This window comes from Pseudomonas arsenicoxydans (genome assembly GCF_900103875.1).
Taxonomy (GTDB): Bacteria; Pseudomonadota; Gammaproteobacteria; order Pseudomonadales; family Pseudomonadaceae; genus Aquipseudomonas; species Aquipseudomonas arsenicoxydans.
Genome location: NZ_LT629705.1, coordinates 632312 through 653198, shown reverse-complemented (window position 1 = coordinate 653198; position 20887 = coordinate 632312). Strand labels below are relative to the sequence as shown.

General features: G+C 59.7%; 19 protein-coding genes. 6 read left to right on the top strand and 13 right to left on the bottom strand.

Going from position 1 to position 20887, the window contains the following annotated elements; translation table 11 throughout:
* Positions 1–135: 135 nt before the first annotated feature.
* From ubiB to ubiE, 3 genes are read right to left on the bottom strand one after another with little or no spacing between them, the layout of a single operon-like run.
* Complete coding sequence (gene ubiB / locus BLQ41_RS02880; protein ID WP_090176628.1) at positions 136–1740, bottom strand: ubiquinone biosynthesis regulatory protein kinase UbiB; 1605 nt, start codon at positions 1738–1740, stop codon at positions 136–138.
* A complete protein-coding gene (locus BLQ41_RS02875; RefSeq protein ID WP_090176626.1) occupies positions 1737–2360 on the bottom strand; it encodes a ubiquinone biosynthesis accessory factor UbiJ in 624 nt (207 codons plus the stop codon). The genes ubiB and BLQ41_RS02875 overlap by 4 nt, the downstream gene beginning before the upstream one ends.
* Positions 2360–3130, bottom strand: a complete 771-nt coding sequence (gene ubiE, locus BLQ41_RS02870) for a bifunctional demethylmenaquinone methyltransferase/2-methoxy-6-polyprenyl-1,4-benzoquinol methylase UbiE (RefSeq protein WP_007948968.1) — start codon at positions 3128–3130, stop codon at positions 2360–2362. Before ubiE ends, BLQ41_RS02875 begins: the two co-directional genes overlap by 1 nt.
* A gap of 155 nt (positions 3131–3285) precedes the next feature.
* On the opposite strand from ubiE, the gene BLQ41_RS02865 reads away from it, so the two are divergent.
* The 3 genes from BLQ41_RS02865 (at position 3286) to BLQ41_RS02855 (ending at position 5077) form a co-directional block, all read left to right on the top strand.
* The gene (locus BLQ41_RS02865; protein ID WP_090176623.1) at positions 3286–3561 is read left to right on the top strand and encodes a polyhydroxyalkanoic acid system family protein; all 276 of its coding nucleotides are present in this window, start codon (positions 3286–3288) and stop codon (positions 3559–3561) included.
* A 225-nt stretch (positions 3562–3786) separates the two neighbouring features.
* Entirely contained in the window at positions 3787–4209 is a 423-nt protein-coding gene (locus BLQ41_RS02860) for a phasin family protein (RefSeq protein ID WP_090176620.1), read from the top strand.
* 10 nt (positions 4210–4219) lie between these two features.
* The gene (locus BLQ41_RS02855; protein ID WP_090176618.1) at positions 4220–5077 is read left to right on the top strand and encodes a phasin family protein; all 858 of its coding nucleotides are present in this window, start codon (positions 4220–4222) and stop codon (positions 5075–5077) included.
* A 98-nt stretch (positions 5078–5175) separates the two neighbouring features.
* Here BLQ41_RS02855 and BLQ41_RS02850 read toward each other — a convergent pair whose 3' ends face one another.
* The 10 genes from BLQ41_RS02850 to BLQ41_RS02805 form a co-directional block, all read right to left on the bottom strand.
* Positions 5176–5796 carry a TetR/AcrR family transcriptional regulator gene (locus tag BLQ41_RS02850; protein WP_033055348.1) on the bottom strand — a complete coding sequence of 207 codons (621 nt, stop codon included), beginning with the start codon at positions 5794–5796 and terminating at the stop codon, positions 5176–5178.
* A gap of 59 nt (positions 5797–5855) precedes the next feature.
* Positions 5856–7538: a class II poly(R)-hydroxyalkanoic acid synthase gene (gene phaC / locus BLQ41_RS02845; RefSeq protein ID WP_090176615.1), complete on the bottom strand. Its 1683-nt coding sequence runs from the start codon at positions 7536–7538 to the stop codon at positions 5856–5858.
* 113 nt (positions 7539–7651) lie between these two features.
* The gene (phaZ, locus tag BLQ41_RS02840; RefSeq protein ID WP_010464458.1) at positions 7652–8506 is read right to left on the bottom strand and encodes a poly(3-hydroxyalkanoate) depolymerase; all 855 of its coding nucleotides are present in this window, start codon (positions 8504–8506) and stop codon (positions 7652–7654) included.
* 85 nt (positions 8507–8591) lie between these two features.
* Positions 8592–10271: a class II poly(R)-hydroxyalkanoic acid synthase gene (gene phaC / locus BLQ41_RS02835; protein ID WP_090176613.1), complete on the bottom strand. Its 1680-nt coding sequence runs from the start codon at positions 10269–10271 to the stop codon at positions 8592–8594.
* Between the two features lie 263 nt (positions 10272–10534).
* On the bottom strand, positions 10535–10912 hold the full coding sequence (locus tag BLQ41_RS02830) for a gamma-butyrobetaine hydroxylase-like domain-containing protein (RefSeq protein WP_090176610.1): 378 nt from the start codon (positions 10910–10912) through the stop codon (positions 10535–10537).
* Between the two features lie 81 nt (positions 10913–10993).
* Positions 10994–12334, bottom strand: coding sequence for an ATP-dependent protease ATPase subunit HslU (gene hslU, locus BLQ41_RS02825; RefSeq protein ID WP_090176607.1), 1341 nt, complete (start codon positions 12332–12334; stop codon positions 10994–10996).
* Between the two features lie 55 nt (positions 12335–12389).
* Positions 12390–12920 (bottom strand): ATP-dependent protease subunit HslV, encoded by a 531-nt coding sequence (gene hslV, locus BLQ41_RS02820; RefSeq protein WP_090176604.1) that lies wholly within the window; start codon positions 12918–12920, stop codon positions 12390–12392.
* A 247-nt stretch (positions 12921–13167) separates the two neighbouring features.
* Entirely contained in the window at positions 13168–13875 is a 708-nt protein-coding gene (locus BLQ41_RS02815) for an SPOR domain-containing protein (protein ID WP_090176600.1), read from the bottom strand.
* Between the two features lies 1 nt (position 13876).
* Positions 13877–15613: an arginine--tRNA ligase gene (gene argS / locus BLQ41_RS02810; protein WP_090176597.1), complete on the bottom strand. Its 1737-nt coding sequence runs from the start codon at positions 15611–15613 to the stop codon at positions 13877–13879.
* Between the two features lie 239 nt (positions 15614–15852).
* On the bottom strand, positions 15853–18072 hold the full coding sequence (locus tag BLQ41_RS02805; RefSeq protein ID WP_090176594.1) for a primosomal protein N': 2220 nt from the start codon (positions 18070–18072) through the stop codon (positions 15853–15855).
* A gap of 302 nt (positions 18073–18374) precedes the next feature.
* On the opposite strand from BLQ41_RS02805, the gene rpmE reads away from it, so the two are divergent.
* The 3 genes from rpmE (at position 18375) to BLQ41_RS02790 (ending at position 20872) form a co-directional block, all read left to right on the top strand.
* Positions 18375–18605, top strand: coding sequence for a 50S ribosomal protein L31 (gene rpmE / locus BLQ41_RS02800; RefSeq protein WP_017336116.1), 231 nt, complete (start codon positions 18375–18377; stop codon positions 18603–18605).
* 14 nt (positions 18606–18619) lie between these two features.
* A complete protein-coding gene (locus BLQ41_RS02795; protein ID WP_090176592.1) occupies positions 18620–19420 on the top strand; it encodes a thermonuclease family protein in 801 nt (266 codons plus the stop codon).
* Positions 19421–19603: 183 nt separating this feature from the next.
* Complete coding sequence (locus BLQ41_RS02790) at positions 19604–20872, top strand: malic enzyme-like NAD(P)-binding protein (RefSeq protein ID WP_090176589.1); 1269 nt, start codon at positions 19604–19606, stop codon at positions 20870–20872.
* The last annotated feature ends 15 nt before the right edge of the window (positions 20873–20887 follow it).

The following is a 20887-nucleotide window of genomic DNA, read 5'->3' as shown; positions in this document are numbered from 1 at the left end:
TTAAGCCACAAGTAAAAGCCGATCTGAATCGTGCTTTTATAATGTGTAGCGTTGCTAATCTACAGCCATAAACCAAAAGTGAGCGCTACGAATATCGCTTGAAGCTTGAAGCTTATCGCTTGCAGCTCAATACGGCTATCGGCGAACGACCAGATACAAGCCGACGGCCATCATGATTCCGGCCGGCCAGTAAGCCAGTTCATTCAACGGACCGCCAATGGCGAGTATCGCACCGCCCGCCAAGTGAGCGGTGCCCAGCAATCGCAGGAACCAGTCGTCCCGGCGCTGGTGCCACGGTGGCGGCGGGTCATAGGCATGGGGCTGGGACATCCGTTCGAGCAGGTCGCGGGCCATGTTGGCCAAATGCGGGAGCTGTTCGAACTGGCTCTGTACGTTGCCAAGCAAGGCTTTGGGGCTGACACGCTCGCGCATCCAGCGTTCCAGGAACGGCTGGGCGGTGTTCCACAGGTCCAGCTCCGGGTACAGCTGACGGCCCAGGCCTTCGATGTTCAACAGGGTTTTTTGCAGTAAAACGAGCTGCGGCTGCACTTCCATGTTGAAGCGTCGAGCCGTCTGGAACAGGCGCATCAGCACTTGGCCGAAGGAAATATCTTTTAACGGTTTTTCGAAGATCGGCTCGCACACGGTACGAATCGCCGCTTCGAACTCGTTGAGTTTGGTTTCTGCCGGCACCCAGCCCGAGTCAATGTGCAGTTGCGCCACACGACGGTAATCGCGCTTGAAGAAGGCGAACAGGTTGCGCGCCAGGTAATCCTGGTCTTCCGGGGTCAGGCTGCCGACGATGCCGCAGTCGATCGCAATGTACTGCGGGCTCCACGGGTTCACGGTGCTGACAAAGATGTTGCCTGGGTGCATGTCGGCGTGAAAGAAGCTGTCGCGGAAAACCTGGGTGAAGAAGATCTCCACACCGCGTTCTGCGAGCATTTTCATGTCGGTGCGCTGGTCGGCCAGGGTCGTAAGGTCAGTGACCTGAATCCCGTAGATGCGCTCCATCACCAACACTTTCGGCCGGCACCAATCCCAATAGACTTGCGGCACGTAAAGCAGCGGCGAGCCTTCGAAGTTGCGCTTCAACTGGCTGGCGTTGGCCGCTTCGCGCAGCAGGTCGAGTTCGTCGTAGATGGTTTTTTCGTAGTCCTGGACCACGTCCACCGGGTGCAGCAGACGCGCGTCGGCCGAGAGTTTTTCGGCGGCGCGGGCAAGAATGAACAGCCACGCCAGGTCCTGGGCGATGATCGGTTTGAGGCCTGGGCGGATCACCTTGACCACCACTTCTTCGCCGGTTTTCAGCTGCGCGGCATGCACCTGCGCCACCGAGGCCGAGGCCAGCGGCTCGACGTCGAATCGGCTGAACACTTCGCTGATTTTTTTGCCGAGCTGTTCTTCGATCAGGTTGACCGACACCTGCGAGTCGAACGGCGGCACGCGGTCCTGAAGCTTCATCAGCTCATCGGCGATGTCTTCCGGCAGCAAGTCGCGGCGCGTCGAAAGGATCTGCCCGAACTTGATGAAAATCGGCCCCAGGTCCTGCAGCGCCAGGCGCAATCGCGCGCCACGGCTCAGGTCCAGCGTCTTGCGCGGGAACCAGCGCCACGGCAACACGTAGCGCAGCGCCAGCAGAAACCAGGGCAGTGGCAGGGCGAACAGCAGGTCATCGAGGCGGTAGCGAATCACAACGCGCTGGATGCGCAACAAACGGCGGACGGCAAGCAGCTTCATGCGTTATCGCTTGGGTCGAGGGATCGGGAAAGGCGCTCGAAACGCGCCTCGAGACGTTCCAGATCGAGTTTGATCTGGTCCAGTTCACTGAAACGGGCTTCGGCTTCGCGCTGACCGACGAGGGTGCGCGATTCTTCAGCCAGGTATTCGCCCAGGTTCTGATTGAGGCTGGCGAACCCTTGCTGATACCAGCGTGCGCGGCTGCGCAGGTGACCGCCAACCAGTTGCGTGGCGACCGGTCCCAGCCAGCGCGAGAGCTCGTATTCCCAGTCCAGTTCAAGGTCCTGAAGGATCGCCGCCAGTTCCAGCAGCACGCCGCTGTCGCCGTCGAGTTCGACTTCAGGGCCATGCAGGACGGAGGTCTTGTCCTTGCTCATCGCCAGTTTCAACAGGCTGGAGGCCGGTGCACGCAAAGTGCAATCGGCGCCGGTTTCCCAGTGGGAGGCGAGCATCAGGCCTTCATCGCTGGGCAGGATGAACAGTTGCAGCGCCGGACTGCGGCAATCGACGGCAATCACCCTGCCACTCAAATGCGCCAGTCGCGGCAGCGCCGTGCTGTCGAGACGCAGCACCCGGTTCAGACCGAGTTCAACGCTGGCGAGCAGGCCGGCCAACAGCATCAGGGTTTGATGCCGCGGTGCAGGGCGACGATACCTGCGGTCATGTTGTGATAGGTCACGCGGTCGAAACCGGCCTCGACCATCATCGACTTCAGGGTTTCCTGGTTCGGGTGCATGCGGATCGATTCGGCCAGGTAGCGATAGCTTTCCGAGTCGTTGGTGATCAGCTTGCCCATCAGCGGCATGAAGGCGAACGAGTAGGCGTCGTAGGCTTTGGACATCAGCGCGTTGGTCGGCTTGGAGAATTCCAGCACCAGCAGACGGCCGCCCGGTTTCAGCACGCGCAGCATCGAGCGCAGTGCATCTTCTTTATGGGTGACGTTACGCAGGCCGAAGGCGATGGTGACGCAATCGAAATGGTTGTCCGGGAACGGCAGTTTTTCAGCATCGGCCTGAACGAATTCGACGTTGCCGGCCACACCCAGATCCAGCAGGCGGTCGCGACCGACCTTGAGCATGGACTCGTTGATGTCAGCCAGCACCACTTGCCCGGTCGGGCCAACGAGGTGCGAGAACTTCTTGGTCAGGTCGCCTGTGCCACCGGCGATGTCGAGTACGCGATTACCGGTGCGAACCCCCGACAGTTCTATCGCGAAACGCTTCCACAGACGGTGCATGCCGCCCGACAGGAGGTCGTTCATCAAGTCGTACTTGGCCGCTACCGAGTGGAAAACCTCAGCGACTTTTTCCGCTTTTTGGCTTTCCGGAACGTTTTTGAAACCGAAGTGAGTGGTGGGTTCGGCATCGCTGCCTTTGCGCTGATCAGTCATATCGCTGTCACCAGAAGAGAATGCGGGACATTCTAATCCCGGTGGCCTGCTTTGTCTTGGCAAGGCTGAAGGTAAGATGGACAACCACGGGGACGTTTTGCCGCAGTGACGGTCAAGATGCTTCAGGAAAGTATTCATAAAGCAGGAGTTATTTGATGGCCCGTATTAGTGTTGAACGTGCCCACGGCCTGGGTAAGGAAGCTGCCCGCGAGAAGGCTGAGAAGCTGGCGCAGAAACTGTCCGAGCAATATGGCCTGGAACCGCAGTGGTCCGGCGACACCCTGAACCTCAAGCGTTCCGGTGTTAAAGGTGCGGTGCATGTGGGGGAGGATTCGATCAAGGTTGATGTGGAGCTGGGTCTGTTGATGTCGGCCATGAGCGGCACCATCAAATCGGAAATTGAAAAGGCCCTCGATAAAGCGTTGGCGTGATCCTGAAAAGATCGCAGCCTCGTTTCACTCGACAGCTCCTACAGATGTACACCGCCGTCCTTTGTAGGAGCTGTCGAGTGAAACGAGGCTGCGATCTCTTCCATAAGGCATCACACGATTTGTGTCAGTTGTTAGGGTGCCGTTTCTAATTTTTCTCCCTACTTTGTGCCTGAGCCCGACACTTTCGCGGGCAGTTCCTCAAACCTTCTGCGCGTGAGGTGCACCATGGCCAAAGTTATTTTGAAGAAAAAAATCGACGCTTCGACAACCGCTCTGAGCGACGTCAAATCCTATGCCCGCAAGATCTGGCTGGCAGGCCTGGGTGCTTACACCAAGGTCGGCCACGAGGGCAGCGAATACTTTCAAGAGTTGATCAAGGCTGGTCAAACTGTTGAAAAGAAAGGCAAAAAAGTAGTGGCTGAGAAACTTGAAGCCGCTAACTCAGAGATCGAAGAAGCCAAGAGTGAAGTGAGCACTTTCAAAGGCAAGGTTGAACTTCAACTCGACAAGGTCGAGAAGGCTTTTGACTCGCGTGTCGCAAGTGCCTTGAATCGTATCGGCATTCCGTCTAAACATGACGTTGAGACACTCTCTGCTAAGCTCGATGAGCTGACGGCATTGCTCGAACGCGTCGCGCGTAAATCTTAAGGAGAACGGGATGGCTGGCAAAAAGAACACCGAAAAAGAAGGCAGCTCGTGGATCGGGAAAGTCGAAGACTACTCCCGCAAAATCTGGCTGGCTGGTTTAGGCGTGTACTCGAAGATCGACACTGACGGCAGCAAGCTCTTCGATACATTGGTTAAAGACGGCGAGAAAGCCGAGAAGCTCACCAAAAGCGCTGTCGGCAAAAAAGTCGATGCTGCCAAGGACTCCGCTTCGTCGGCCAAGTCGCGTATCAGCGGCGTTAAAGACCGTGCACTGGGCAAGTGGGATGAGCTGGAAGGCGCTTTCGACAAGCGCCTGAACAGCGCCATTTCGCGCCTGGGTGTACCTAGCCGCAATGAAGTGAAAGCGCTGCACAGCAAGGTCGATACCTTGACCAAGCAAATCGAAAAACTCACCGGTGCCAAGGTTGCGCCTGTTGCGGCGAAAACCGCGGCAGCCAAACCTGCGGCAAAAACCGCTGCCAAGCCGCTGGTAAAAGCTGCCGCCAAGCCGGTCGCTAAAGCCGCGTCGAAAGTCGCGTCTGCTGCCAAGTCCGTTACCAAGACTGCCGCGGCTAAACCTGCAGCTGCCAAGCCGGCGGCCAAATCGGTCGCCGCTAAACCGGCTGCCAAGCCTGCAGCAAAAACCGCAGCCGCTAAACCGGCAGCCAAGCCAGCGGCCAAACCTGCCGCAGCGAAAAAACCGGTCGTGAAAAAGCCGGTAGCGCCTAAAGCTGCTGCACCGAAACCAGCAGTGGCTGCTGCCAAACCGGCTACCCCGGTCAGCGCATCGAACTCCGCTGCCGCACCGACCCCTGCTGTCACCCCGACTGCCGCGCCAGCTCCATCGACGCCAACCAGTCAGTCCTGATTTTTCAGGGCTCAAGAAAACGCCCGGCCTGCAAAGGTCGGGCGTTTTTGTTTGCCTTGGATTTCTTCAGCCCACCACAGGATTTGCTGTAGTCAGGGTTATTCGTGTTCTTCGAGGTACTGCAAAGCCAACTGCTCCGTCGCGACCTTGATCGGCGGCAGCAAATGCGGCGCCACCAGCATCATGATCTGGTAAACCACCAACCTCACTTCGCCCTCTCGATCGAGAATCCGCTGATAGTCCAGCGAGAACAGCAGCGTCATGGTGATCTGTTCCACCAGTTGCCCCAACGCCTGCGTGTCGCTGACCAACTGCCCTTGGGCTTTGAGCCGCGCGAGCAATGAAGCCAGCGTGCGTTTGAGTGCATTGAGCAGATTGCGGATGCCCTTGGCCAGTTTCGGCAAGCGCCCGGCCAGGTTCGACAGGTCCTGGAACAAAAACCGGTAGTGGGCCAACCGTTCGACGATCAGGTGCAGGAACAGCCAGTAGTCCTCCGGGGCCAGTTCCACATCGGCCGGGGGATCAAGCAATGGCGCAAGCTCGGCCTGGAAACGCTCGAACAATCCGAGAATCAACGGTTCCTTGCCGTGGAAGTGGTAGTAGAGGTTGCCCGGGCTGATCCCCATTTCATTGGCAACTTCCATGGTCGAGACGTTGGGTTCGCCCTTCTGATTGAACAACTGCAGGGCACATTCGAGGATCCGGTCGCGGGTTTTCATCCAGTCTTCTTAATGGTCGAGTCATGCCACGGCAGGCGTGTGCCGTGGTTCGTGGTCAATCAGCGCACGCGCACGTAAGTGCCGGGTGCCGCCTCCATCGGTGGATAGTTCTGGTTGCCCAGGGCCATTTGCGTTTCCTTCAGCGCGCCTGAGCGTTCCTGAATCCAGCCCAGCCATTGGGTCCACCAACTGCCGTCGACTTGTTTGGCGTCGTAATACCAGGCCCTTGGGTCGCTGCTCAGTTTCGCGCTCTCGACGAAGTTGGCTTTGGGGTTGCTCGGCGGGTTGAGGATGCTCTGCACGTGGCCGCTGTTTGATAGAACGAAGCGCCGTTCTCCCCCCAGCAATAGCGTCGAGCGATACACCGCGTCCCAAGGCGTGATGTGATCGTTGATGCCGGCCACGCTGAAACTGTCGACGGTGACTTTCTGCAAGTCGATCGGCGTGCCGCACACTTCGAGACCGCCCGGATGACTCAACGGGTTGTGCTTGAAGAAGTCCAGCAGATCGCCATGAAAGGCTGCCGGCAGGCGCGTGTTGTCGTTGTTCCAGTAGAGAATGTCGAACGCTGGCGGCTCCTTGCCCAGCAGGTAGTTGTTGACGAAATAGCTCCAGATCAAATCGTTGGGGCGCATCCAGGCGAACACCTTGGCCATATCGCGGCCGTCCAGCACACCTTTTTGATAGGAGCGGCGCTTGGCCGCTTCCAGCGTCTGCTCGTCGGCGAACAGTGTCGCTGGGGAGTCCATCTGACTGTCCAGCAGGCTGACCAGATACGTCGCGCTGGACACCCGCCGTAGCTGCCGCTTGGCCTGCAAGTGCCCTTGCAGGGCGGCGATGGTCAGCCCGCCGGCGCAAGCACCCATCAGGTTGACCTCGCGGGCACCAGTGATCGCCCGGCAGACATTCATGGCTTCTTCAACGGCTTCTACGTAGGACGACAGCCCCCATTCGCGATGCCGCACATCGGGGTTGCGCCAGCTGATCATAAAGGTCTGCAGGCCGTTCTTCAGGGCGAACTGGACGAAGCTGTTGTGTGGGCTCAGGTCAAAAATGTAGTACTTGTTGATTTGCGGAGGCACCACCAACAGCGGCTTGGAATACTGCTTTTCGCTCATTGGCTTGTACTGGATCAGCTCCAGCAGTTCATTGCGAAACACCACGGAGCCGGTGGTGGTCGCAACGGTTTTACCCACCTCGAACGCTTGCTTGGTGACTTGCCTGGGCAGGCCGTCGTTGTGCAGGAAGTCGTCGACCAGATGGCTGATCCCCCGCACCAGGCTGTTGCCGCCGGAATTGAAGATTTCCTTGATCGCCAGCGGATTGAGCAGGGTGTTGGAGGGCGCGACGGCGTCGTTGAGCAAGGCGAACGCGAAGTGCGCGCGAGCACGATCATCCGGGGCCATGTTGCTCTCGTCGATCCAGCTTTTGACCTGCTTCTGCCAGCTCAGGTAGGCCTGCAAGCTGCGGCGATAAAACGGGTTGAGGCTCCACGCCGGGTCGGTAAAACGACTGTCCTGCGGATTGGTCGGGTGCAGGGTTTCACCCAGCAGTACGCGGCCAAGCTGACCGCCCAGCTTCAAGGCGTGCCGGGCACTGTGCACCGGGTTGCGCAAGCCATGTGCCGCCACGCTGCGCAAGGTTGATAAAAGATCCCGGCCGCGCAGGCCGGTAATTGCACTCTGTGCGTTGATGAACGCGGCGGGCGTGGGCAAAAAGTCCCTTGCTGGTTTTTCGCGCATGAATCAACACTCCTTCGTCTTCAGGCCAAATACAAACACACGAACCAGAACACCATAGACGCTGTAACGGGTTGTTGCGCGGTGCGGCGTCCTGCCGACCGACAATGGGCCGGTTAACCGCCCAATGGCGCCGGATGCGGATGCATCACGGCGCGCTGCCGCTCCTCCTCGAGAAACTTCATGATGATCGGTGCCACGGCCTCGGCACGGGTAATCAAGAACAGATGGCCGTCATCGATGATGTGCAACTGGGCATTGGGAATCCGCCAGGCCAGCATGCGCATGTTGATCAGCGGAATCAGTGGATCGTCATCGCCAGCCAGCACCAGGGTTGGCTGGTTAATCTTGTGCAGCCAGTGAATGCTGGTCCAGCCGAGTCCGGCGAACAGTTGCCAGTAGTAACCGAGCTTGCCCGCCGAACGGACCTTCGCCGCATGGCTGGCGGCCAGCGTCGGATCGCGCCGGAACGAACCGCCGTAGATCATCGGTGCAATACGAATCACATGGGACGGCTGGATGTAGCGCCGAGGGCTGGCCATCATCCACAGCACCTTCGGTTTGCCCGGCACCATCACTGCGCCGGCCGCAGTGGCCGCCAGCACGAGTTTCTTGCAGCGCTCGGGATAGTCATAGGCGAATTGCTGGGCGAGGGCGCCCCCCCAGGACACGCCGATGACGTTGACTTGCCCGTAGTCGAGATAGTCGAGCATCCGTGCCGTGAGTTTGGCCAGGCCCGGAAAGCGGTATGGCCGATTGGGTGTCGATGAACCGCCGACACCGGGGACGTCGAACGCAATGACTTCCAGGTCCGGGTCCAGCGCCGCGACAAACGGAAACACCAGCTCCAGGTTGGCGCCGATGCCGTTGAAAATCAGCAAGGGCGTCAAGTGAGGCTTGCCGGGACGTACTGCCGTGCGGAGGGTCTGGCCATCCAGGTCGACGGTACGGAATATAAACGGTTGCGGCATGCTTCAAGCCCTGTGGGTGAATTCATCCCCGATCGACCCTGTGGTAGCGAGTAGACTCGCTCCCACAGGGTGTGGGGTGTTTCGGTTACCGCTCGTGTACGTAAGTGCCTGGCGCTGCCTCGCCCGCTGGGTAAGCTTTGCTGCCAAGACTTGCCGGGGTCTTTTTCAGCTTCCCCGAACGCTCGGCTTGCCATGCCTGCCAGTGCAGCCACCAGGAGTCGGTGTGCTTGGTGGAATTTTCTTGCCATTCTTCGGCTTTGACCGGCATTTCGATGCTGGTCATGTAGCGCGATTTCGGGTTGCCCGGTGGGTTCAGGATGCTCTGGATATGACCGCTGCTGGACAGCACGAATTCAACTTTGCCGCCAAACAACTGCGCCGACTTGTAGCAGGACTTCCACGGGGTGATGTGGTCGTTGGTGCCGGCCAGCGAAAAGATGTCGGCGGTGACCTGCTTCAGGTCGATCGGCGTGCCGCACACTTCCAGTGCATTGGGACGGATCAGTGGATTGCTTTTGAACATCTCGATCAGGTCGCCATGGAATGCGGCGGGCAACCGGGTGGTGTCGTTGTTCCAGAACAGGATGTCGAACACCGGCGGCTCGTTACCGAGCAGGTAGTTGTTGACCCAGTAGTTCCAGATCAAATCGTTGGGGCGCATCCAGGCGAAGACTTTCGCCATGTCGCGGCCTTCCAGCACGCCGGCCTGATAGGAATGGCGCTTGGCGGCTTCGAGGGTTTGTTCGTCAACGAATAGTGCTACGTCGCTGTCCAGGGTGGTGTCGAGCACGCTGACCAGCAAGGTCAGGGCGTTGACCTTCTTCTCGCCGATCGCGGCGTAGTGGCCCAACAGCGCGGTGCAGGTGATGCCACCGGAGCAGGCGCCGAGCATGTTCACGTCTTTGCTGCCGGTGATCGCCATCACCACGTCGACCGCTTCCTTGAGCGCTTCGATGTAGGTCGACAGCCCCCACTCGCGCTGTTCCTTGGTCGGGTTGCGCCAGCTGACGATAAACGTCTGCACGTTGTTGCGCAGGCAGAAACGCGCCAGGCTCTTGTCCGGGCTCAGGTCGAATACATAGAACTTGTTGATCTGCGGCGGCACCACCAGCAGCGGACGCTCGTGCACCTGCTCGGTGATCGGGCGGTACTGGATCAGCTCCAGCACGTCGTTGCGGAACACCACCGCACCTTCGGTTACGCCCAGGCTCTTGCCGACTTCGAAGGCGCCCATGTTGACCTGGCTCGGCATCCCGCCGTTGTGCACCAGGTCCTTGGCCAGATGCGAGAGGCCATCGAGCAGGCTTTTGCCGCCGGTTTCGAAGAAGCGTTTGACCGCTGCCGGATTGGCCGCACTGTTGGTCGGGGCCATGGCTTCGGTCATGAGGTTGATCACGAAATGCCCGCGACTGACGTCTTTGGGCGGCAGGTTACTGTCGTCGATCCAGGCGTGGAGTTCCTTGCGCCACGCCAGGTAAGTTTGCAAATAACGTTTATAGAGCGGGTTCTGGCTCCAGGCCGGATCGGCAAAGCGACGGTCATCGCTAGTGGGGTGAAGCTCGGATTTTCCGAATAACACGTTCTTCAGTTCAAGGCCGAAATGGGCGACATGCTTTGCACTGTGAATCGGTTGCTTGATGGCCTGCCTGAGCACCATTCGAGCGGACGCCAGAAGATCCTTTCCACGCAGCCCAACGACAGGATTCAGCCCCAAGGTGTTTTCCGAGGCTTGATACTTCAAGTCATCGTTATTCTTGTTACTCATCTACGACGCTCCATTGTCCTGAGACGAGTACCTGGGTCCAGCTGTGTAGTCGCACACAGCCAAGGCCAGGTACTACTGCTCGGGTGACCGTTAATTCTGCATCGCTGCTTTTTTCAATCGCAGAGAGCACTGCAGGGAACTTGCCAGCTCCATTGGTTACCCGAGTTTAATTTTTTTCGCAAGCGGGCCGATCAGCGACCCAGGAGCGGAGCATTCAAACAGATGGAATTAGAAAATGCCCTCTAAAGAGCAAGAGGCCTGACCTAGAGCATCAGTTTGACGATGGACTGGCTGGGGTCGCGGGTTTTTCCGGCGGCTTTGAGCTCGGCAAGATAATCATCCCAGAGTGCATCCTGGCGTCGCCCCAGTTCGTACAAATATTCCCAGGTGAACAAGCCGCTGTCGTGGCCGTCATCGAAGGTCAATTTCAGTGCGTACTGACCGGCCGGTTCTACTTTGCTCAGGCCTACGTCGATCTTGCCAAATTGCAGGATAGGCTTGCCGTGGCCCTGGACCTCGGCGGAAGGAGAGTGCACGCGCAGGAACTCGGCGGGCAGGTGATATTCCTCGCCGGACGCGTATTTCAGCGACAGGGTTTTCGAGGCTTTGTGCAGCTTGATGTCGGTAGGGATTTGGCTCATGGCGCCAGCCTACAAGTTTCGAGCTTCAAGCTGCAAGCGGTAGGTGACCGACTTGCAGCTTGTGGCTTGCAACCTGTCGCTTTACAGAATGTAGCGGGACAGGTCTTCGTTCTGCGCCAATTCACCGAGGTGGCTGTTGACGTAGTCGGCGTCGATCATGATCACCTTGTCGTCGTGGGCACTGGCCAGGTCGCCGGCGCTGAACGACACCTCTTCGAGCAGGCGCTCGAGCAAGGTGTGCAGGCGACGGGCACCGATGTTCTCGGTCTTCTCGTTGACCTGCCAGGCGATCTCGGCGATGCGCTTGATGCCGTCAGCCTGGAACTCGATGGACAGGCCTTCGGTTTTCAGCAAGGCGCAATATTGCTCGGTGAGTGAGGCGTGCGGCTCGCTGAGAATTCGCTCGAAATCTTCAGGCGTCAGCGCCTTCAATTCGACACGAATCGGCAGACGACCTTGCAGCTCAGGCACCAGGTCGCTCGGCTTGCTCAAGTGGAACGCGCCGGAAGCGATGAACAGGATGTGGTCAGTCTTGACCATACCCAGCTTGGTGTTGACAGTGCAGCCTTCGATCAGTGGCAGCAAGTCGCGCTGCACGCCTTCACGGGACACGTCGACTCCGCCGGAGTTACCGCGCTTGGCGACTTTGTCGATTTCGTCGATGAACACGATGCCGTGCTGCTCGACCGCTTCCAGGGCTTTGGCCTTCAACTCATCGTCGTTGACCAGGCGACTGGCTTCTTCGTCACGCACCAGTTTCAGCGCTTCCTTGACCTTGATCTTGCGGCTCTTGCGTTTGCCCTTGCCCATATTGGCGAACAGGCTCTGCAGCTGATTGGTCATTTCCTCCATGCCCGGTGGCGCGGAGATGTCGACGCCAGCCATTTCGGCGACTTCGATTTCGATCTCCTTGTCATCCAGCTGGCCTTCACGCAGGCGCTTGCGGAACAGCTGGCGGGTGTTGGTATCGGAAGAAGAGGGCGCGTCGTCATTGCTGAAACCCATGCGTGCCGGTGGCAGCAGGGCGTCGAGGATGCGGTCTTCGGCGGCGTCTTCGGCGCGGTGGCGAACCTTGGTCATTTCCTGTTCGCGCAGCAATTTGATGGCGGCATCGGCCAGGTCACGAATGATCGATTCGACGTCGCGACCGACGTAGCCGACTTCGGTGAACTTGGTGGCTTCGACTTTGATGAACGGCGCATTGGCGAGCTTGGCCAGGCGACGGGCGATCTCGGTTTTACCGACACCGGTCGGGCCGATCATCAGGATGTTCTTGGGTGTTACTTCAACGCGCAGCTCTTCAGGCAACTGCATCCGGCGCCAGCGGTTACGTAGCGCGATGGCGACGGCGCGCTTGGCATCGTCCTGGCCGATGATATGGCGATTGAGTTCGTGGACGATTTCACGGGGAGTCATGGACATAGTAATTGGCGGTCCTCAAGCAAAAGTGAGCCGTGGCACTAAGGCCGGAACAGGCTTACTCCGCGAGGTCCTGCTCCTCAATGGTAAAGGTGTGGTTGGTGAATACGCAGATGTCGCCGGCGATGCCGAGTGCGGTTTCGACGATTTCCCGGGCCGACAGATCGGTTTTCTTCAGCAGGGCGCTGGCGGCAGCCTGGGCGTAACCGCCACCGGAACCCATGGCGATCAGGCCTTGCTCGGGCTCAACTACGTCGCCGTTGCCGGTGATGATCAGAGAGGCGTCTTTGTTGGCGACCGCGAGCATGGCTTCGAGGCGGCTGAGGGAGCGGTCAGTGCGCCATTCTTTGGCGAGTTCGACAGCGGCGCGAACCAAGTGGCCCTGATGTTTCTCAAGCTGGCCTTCGAAACGCTCGAAGAGGGTGAAGGCGTCAGCGGTGGCCCCGGCAAAACCGGCGATAACCTGGCCGTGGTACAGGCGGCGAACTTTCTTCGCGTTGCCTTTCATCACGGTATTGCCGAGAGAAACCTGGCCGTCGCCGCCCATGACGACTTTGCCGTGGCGGCGAACTGAAACGATGGTGGTCAAAGGGAGAGTCTCCACGCAGCGGGGCGAAAATGCCTTATGCAAACTCATATGGGGGTGGTGGCGCGTATTTCAACTGTAGGGCAGGAGAGGGGACGAGCGGTGTAGAGGGTGATCGTTCCCACGTCGAGGCGTCGAACCGTCCGCGCGGGAATGCAGCCCGGGACGCTCCGCGTCCCTTTCTAAAGCTGGAACGCGGAGCGTCCCTTGAGGGATTCCCACGCGGAGCGTGGGAACAATCAGAGGTAGGTCAGCGGTTCTGGCGTTGTTGTAACAACAGATTGCTAAATCCTGCGCCGGACAGTTGTTTCTGAGCGGTGGTCAGTTGTTCGCGGTTGCTGAACGGCCCGACCAGCACTCGATACCAGGTTTCGTCTTTGACGGTGCCGGATTCAACCGCCACCGCTTGGCCCAGCAGAATGATCTGCGCCCGAACCTTGTCCGCGTCAGCTTGCTTACGGAAGGAACCCGCCTGTAAGAAGAACTTGGTCACTGGCGCCGCTTTCGACACCGGTGGTGCCGGCGGCGGCGTGATACCGGCCAATGCGGCCTGAGCGCGCGCGGTATCGATCTTCGCTGCCTGCTCGGGTGTGACCGGCGTGGTCGGAACGGCTGGCACTTGCGGCGACGGCAGGGTTTTCTCCGGCACGGCATCCGGCGGCACGATCACTTCCGATTCCGGCAGCAGGGTGTAGAAGTCGTACTTGGGCTTTACCGGTTGCGTCGGGCTCGGCGGCGTCTTGTTGGCCTCGGCGATTTTCGTCGCTTTCTGCTGCTCGATTTTCTCGCGCTTGACGCTTTCGCTGCCCTTGCCCGGTTCCAGCTTCATCAGGAACACAACGAACGCACCGACCGTCAGGCCGATCGCCATCCACAGCCAACCCGGGATCGGTTGCTTTGCAGGGGCTTGGTAACGGCTGGCGCCACGCTTGGGTGCAGGTTTTTTCTTGGCAGCCAACTTACATACGCTCCAGAGTTTCCAGACCCAAGAGTTCCAGGCCTTGCTTGAGTGTGCGACCGGTCAGCGCGGCGAGGCGCAGGCGGCTCTGCATTTGCGCCGGGGTGTCGGCGCTGAGGATCGGGCAGTTCTCGTAGAAACTGGAGAACAGACCGGCGACATCGTACAGGTAGGTGCACAGGATGTGCGGTGTGCCTTTTTCGCAAACGTTATTCAGTACTTCGCCGAACTGCGCCAGCTTGGCCGCCAGCTCGTGTTCGTGCTCCGCTTCGAGGACGATCTGGCCTTCGACTTCGCTGAAGTCCTTGCCCAGTTTGCGGAACACACCGGCCACGCGGGTGTAGGCGTACAGCAGGTAAGGCGCGGTATTGCCTTCGAAGTTCAACATCTGATCGAAGTTGAAGCTGTAGTCGCTGGTGCGGTGTTTGGACAGGTCGGCATATTTCACCGCGCCGATGCCCACCACCTTGGCGATTTTGCGCAACTCGTCATCGGCAAGCTCCGGGTTTTTGTCCTTGACCAGGGTGTAGGCGCGCTCCTGGGCTTCGGTCAATAGATCGATCAGCTTGACGGTGCCGCCGTCACGAGTCTTGAACGGGCGGCCATCTTTACCATTCATGGTGCCGAAGCCCATGTGTTCCATTTCCATCGGGTGCGTCACGAAGCCGGCCTTGCGGGCCACTGCGAACACTTGCTGGAAATGCAGCGCCTGACGCTGGTCGACGAAGTACAGCGCGCGATCAGCCTTGAGCTTGCCGCTGCGGTAGCGTACGGCCGCCAGGTCGGTGGTTGCATAGAGGTAGCCGCCGTCGGCCTTGACGATGATCACCGGCAGCGGGTCGCCGTCGGCGTTCTTGAACTCATCGAGGAACACGCATTGTGCGCCGTTGCTTTCAACCAGCAGGCCGGCGGCCTTGAGGTCATTGACCACGTTGATCAGGTCGTCGTTGTAGGCGCTCTCGCCCATCACGTCGGCCATGGTCAGTTTGACGTTCAGCAGTTCGTAGATTTTCTGGCAGTGCGATAGCGAGATGTCTTTGAACTTGGTCCACAGCGCCAGGCAGTCAGGGTCGCCGGCCTGCAACTTGACCACCAGGCCCCGGGCACGGTCAGCGAACTCTTCGGATTCATCGAAGCGTTGCTTGGCGGCGCGGTAGAAGTTTTCCAGGTCCGACAGTTCGTCGCTGGTGATCGGGTTTTCCTGCAGGTACGCCATCAGCATGCCGAACTGGGTGCCCCAATCGCCAACGTGGTTCTGGCGGATCACCTCGTCGCCGAGGAACTCCAGAACGCGCGCCACGCCGTCGCCGATGATGGTCGAGCGCAAGTGGCCGACGTGCATCTCTTTGGCCAGGTTCGGCGCCGACAGATCGACCACGGTGCGTTGCGCCGGGCCAGCTTTGCGCACGCCGATGTGTTCGTCGGCCAACGCGGCGTCCAGGCGTGATGCCAGGGCTTGGGTGTTCTGGAAGAAGTTCAGGAAGCCCGGGCCGGCGATCTCGGTCTTGGCGACGTTTTCGTCAGCCGGCAGCGCAGCGATGATTTTCTCGGCCAGGTCGCGCGGCTTCATACCGGCCGGCTTGGCCAGCATCATCGCGATGTTGCTGGCGAAGTCGCCGTTCTTCTTGTCACGGGAGTTTTCCACCTGGATCGCCGGCGACAGGCCTTCAGGCAACACACCTTCGTTGACGAGTTGGGTGATGGCTTGTTGGATCAGCTGGCGAATGGTGTCTTTCATGGTGTTCTCTTTCGACCGCAAGCGCGGCGGCGCCTGGATGCGCTAGTGGAAAAACTGGGCATTATCCGTGGCCCAGACGTGCTTGCCAACTATAGCGGGCAGGTTATGGATATGTGGTGACAAATCGGCCGCCATCGCGGGCAAGCCCGCTCCCACACTGGATCGGCGGTGATTACCTATTATGTGCCTGACACAGCCCCCCTGTGGGAGCGGGCTTGCCCGCGATGGCGATCTTGAAATCAATACAAATCGACAGGATCGACATCCAGAGACCAGCGCACCGCCCGTCCGCTCGGCATCTGCTCCAGCAGCAGCAGCCAACTGGCAAGCAATCGATGCAACGGCGCGCGAGCCGTGGCCTGCAACAACAATTGCGCACGATAGCGCCCGGCACGTCGCTCCATCGGGGCCGGCACCGGCCCAAGCAGCTCGATCCCGGTCAAACTCTGCTCAGCCAGCAAACGCTCGGCTTCACTGCATGCCTCATCGAGAAAACCTTCGGCTTGCCCTGGTTTATGCGCTTCGGCCCGCAATAACGCCAAATGCGCAAACGGTGGCAGTCCTGCAGAACGACGTTCGCTCAAGGCCTGCTCGGCAAAGGCGAAATAGCCTTGTTCGGTCAATTGCACCAAGAGTGGATGGTCGGCCAAATGCGTCTGGATAATCACCTTGCCCGGCTCTTCGGCCCTGCCCGCACGGCCTGCGACCTGGACGATCAACTGCGCCATGCGCTCGCTGGCGCGGAAGTCGCCGGAGAACAGCCCGCCGTCGGCATCGAGAATCGACACCAGCGTCACCCGTGGAAAGTGGTGCCCTTTGGCAAGCATTTGCGTACCGACCAGGATGCACGGATTACCTTTCTGGATGGTGGCGAACAGCTGATTCATTGCGTCCTTGCGCGAAGTGCTGTCGCGGTCGACCCGCAGCACCGGGACGTCCGGAAACAAAATGCCCAGGCGCTCCTCGGCGCGCTCGGTGCCGGCGCCGACGGGCCGTAAATCGACCTTGCCGCATTTCGGGCAGTGCCGAGGCACTCGTTCGACGTAGCCGCAATGGTGACAGCGCAGTTCGCCGGAGCGCTGGTGCACGGTCATTCGGGCGTCGCAGCGCTGGCACTCGGACATCCAGCCACAGTCATGACACAACAGCGTCGGTGCAAAGCCGCGGCGGTTCAGGAACACCAACACTTGCTGCCCGGCAGCCAATGTCTGACCGATGGCTTGTTGCATCGGCCCGGAAATGCCGCTGTCCAGCGGACGGCTTTTCACATCCAGACGCAAGAACCGCGGCTGCTTGGCCCCACCTGCTCGCTCATTCAGGCGTAGCAGGCCGTACCGGCCGGTGTAGGCGTTGTGCAGGCTTTCCAGTGACGGCGTGGCGGAGCCGAGCACGATTGGAATGTTTTCCTGCCGTGCACGAACCAGTGCCAGATCCCGGGCGTGGTAGCGCAAGCCTTCCTGCTGTTTATAGGAGCTGTCGTGCTCTTCATCGATGATGATCAGGCCGGGGTTTTTCATTGGCGTGAACAGCGCCGAGCGGGTGCCGATAATGATGTCGGCGTCACCGTCCCGGGCGGCGAGCCAGGCTTCGAGGCGCTCGCGGTCATTGACTGCAGAGTGGATCAGGGCGATGCGGGCATTAAATCGTTGTTCGAAGCGCGCCAGGGTTTGCGGGCCGAGGTTGATCTCCGGAATCAGCACCAGCGCTTGCTTGCCTGCCTCAAGCGTTTCGCGGATCAACTGCAAATACACTTCAGTCTTGCCGCTGCCCGTGACGCCGGCCAGCAGGAAGGCGTGATAACTGTCGAACCCGGCGCGAATGGCTTCATAAGCAGCGCGCTGCTCTGGGTTGAGCGGCAGCTCGGGCTGCGCGAGCCAGTGTTCGTGGCGAGCGCCAGGCGCGTGCTTGCGGATTTCCACCTGCACCAGATCCTTGGCGAGCAGTAAATCGAGGCTGTCCTTGCTCAGCATCAGCTTGCTCAGCAATTGATGAGCGACGCCGTGAGGATGCTGGGCAAGCGTCGCCAGGGCTTCACGCTGGCGGGGGGCGCGGGCGATGCGCGGGTCATCGAGGCTGGCACCGGGCGCGGCGGACCAGAAGCGCTCCTGGCGTGCTTCGGCCAGTTCTCCCTGGCGCAACAACACTGGCAGTGCCCAGCTCAGCGTGTCGCCGAGGCTGTGCTGGTAATACTGGGACGTCCACAGGCACAGCTTGAACAGCGCCGGCGGCAGCGGCGGCGTGGCGTCGAGCAGCGCCAGCGCCGGTTTGAGTTTTTCCACCGGCACTTCGCTGGTGTCGGTGACTTCCACCAGAATGCCGATCATCTCCCGTCGGCCGAAGGGCACTCGCAGGCGCATGCCCGGTTGCAACTGGGCGCGCAGGACCCCGGCCGGGGCGCGGTAATCGAACAGGCGGCGCAGGGGCGAAGGCAGGGCGAGGCGCAAAATGGCGTCGGGCACGCGGGGGGATCTCTGTGAGCGGGCAGTAAGAAAGGCTGAGCGCAAACCCTGTGGGAGCGGGCTTGCCCGCGAAGAGGCCCATAAAGTCGGCATCTTCATCGACTGTCAGGACGCTATCGCGGGCAAGCCCGCTCCCACAGGTTTGCGTGCAGATGATCAGCATTTGGGTCGGGAGCCTAGCAGACGGTCGGTAGAAGCGACAGCTTGCGTGATTGGCGATGTCTGGTAGAATCCGCGGCCTAATTACGTGCGGTATTCAACAATAGTGTTGAGTGGCGGCACGCTAGCCCGAGGAAGACACCATGAAAGCCGATATCCATCCAACATACGAAATCACCGCAGTTACCTGCAGCTGTGGCAACAAGTTCGAAACTCGTTCGAACCTGGCCAAGCCTCTGGCGATCGACGTATGCAACGAATGCCACCCGTTCTACACCGGTAAGCAGAAGACTCTGGATACTGGCGGTCGTGTACAGCGCTTCGCAGACCGTTTCGGTGCTTTCGGCAAGAAACCTGCTGCTGCAGCAGAGTAAGGCTCGAAAGCCCCATGGGCTTTTCCTTGCTAACGAAAAAGGCGTCCCTTGTGGGCGCCTTTTTTCTGTCCGCGATTTGGCTTTCCGGTGCCCAGGCCTTCTGCCCGGCGCCCAGTGGACTGACATCGGTTGCGGTGCAGCGGGTGGTGGATGGCGACACCTTGCGCCTGAGCGATGGCCGCAGCGTGCGTTTGATCGGCCTGAATACGCCTGAACTGGGCAAGCAGGGCCGTTCCGACGAGCCGTTCGCCGTAGCCGCGCGCAAACGCCTGGAAGCGTTGGTGGCCGCCAGCGACGGGCGGGTGGGTTTGCTGCCGGGCAAAGAGAGCAAGGATCACTACGGCCGCACGTTGGCTCATGTCTACGGTGCCGATGGGGGCAATCTCGAAGCGCAGATGCTTGCCGAAGGTCTTGGATTTCAAGTCGCGGTCGCGCCGAATGTCGATTTGGTCGGCTGCCAGCAAGCCGCCGAGCGCAATGCCCGTCAGGCCGGTCTTGGGCTGTGGCGGCAATCCCCTGTACTGAAAGCGGAGCAGATCAGCGCCTCCGGTTTCGCCGTACTCAGTGGGCGTGTCAGCAAGGTTCAACGCAATCGCGGCGGTGTTTGGATCGAATTGCAGGATTCGGTTGTACTGCGTGTTGCACCCAATTTGTTGGGGCAGTTCGATGTTGCGCTGCTGGAAAAGCTCAAAGGCAGGCAAATCGAGGCGCGTGGCTGGGTGGTGGATCGGTCGCGGCGCGGTGGTTTGAAATCCGGGCAGGCGCGCTGGCTACTGCCGCTGACGGATCCGTCGATGTTGCAAACGGCACCTTGAAAAATAAATTGTAGACATTTCTCAAATAGATTGTGAACAGTCTGTCCCTTGTTTTCCGTGGCTCTTGGCCCAAAGTCGTAGGGCAGGGCGCTTGACAGGGGTGACTGGTCAGTCTTGTGGGGATTTTGCGAGGCGCGTATCCTCGCTGACCAGTCTGTCCAACAGTAAAAGCGGAATGCCCCCATGTCTGATTTGAAAACTGCCGCTCTCGAATATCACGCCCATCCTCGTCCAGGTAAGCTGAGTGTCGAGCTCACCAAGGCCACCGCTACCGCCCGCGACCTGTCGCTGGCCTACAGCCCCGGCGTAGCCGAACCAGTACGCGAAATCGCTCGCGATCCTGAACTGGCCTACAAATACACCGGCAAAGGCAACCTGGTTGCAGTCATTTCCGATGGCACCGCGATTCTGGGCCTGGGTAACCTCGGCCCACTGGCTTCCAAGCCTGTCATGGAAGGTAAAGGCGTGCTGTTCAAGCGCTTCGCCGGCATCGACGTGTTCGACATCGAAGTCGACTCCGAAAGCCCGCAAGCCTTCATCGACACCGTCAAGCGTATCTCCATCACCTTCGGCGGCATCAACCTGGAAGACATCAAGGCGCCTGAGTGCTTTGAGATCGAACGCGCTCTGATCGAGCAGTGCGACATTCCAGTGTTCCACGATGACCAGCACGGCACCGCAATCGTGACTGCGGCCGGCATGATCAACGCCTTGGAAATCGCTGGCAAAACCCTGGCTGACGCCAAGATCGTCTGCCTGGGCGCCGGTGCGGCCGCCATCTCCTGCATGAAATTGCTGGTGAGCATGGGCGCCAACATCGAAAACATCTTCATGGTCGACCGTACCGGCGTGATCCACTCCGGCCGTGACGACCTGAACCAGTACAAGGCTGTCTTCGCTCACGCGACTGACAAGCGCACCCTGGCTGACGCTCTCGCCGGTGCTGATGTGTTCGTTGGCCTGTCTGGCCCGAACCTGCTGAGCGCTGAAGGCCTGAAATCCATGGCGGCCAATCCGATCGTGTTCGCTTGCTCGAACCCGGATCCGGAAATCGCCCCGGAACTGGCTCACGCCACCCGTGACGACGTGATCATGGCTACCGGCCGTTCGGACTACCCGAACCAGGTCAACAACGTACTGGGCTTCCCGTTCATCTTCCGTGGTGCCCTGGACGTTCGCGCCAAGCGCATCAACGAAGAAATGAAAGTGGCAGCGGCCAATGCCCTGCGCGAACTGGCCAAGCTGCCAGTTCCTCAGGAAGTGTGCGACGCCTACGGCGGCATCAAGCTGGAATTCGGTCGTGAGTACATCATTCCGAAACCAATGGATGCACGCCTGATCACCGTGATCTCCGATGCCGTGGCCAAGGCCGCTATCGAGACCGGCGTGGCGACCCTGCCGTATCCGAAGAACTACCCGCTGAAAAGCGTGGATGACGTGTTCAACGGATAACAGCAGCACCCATAA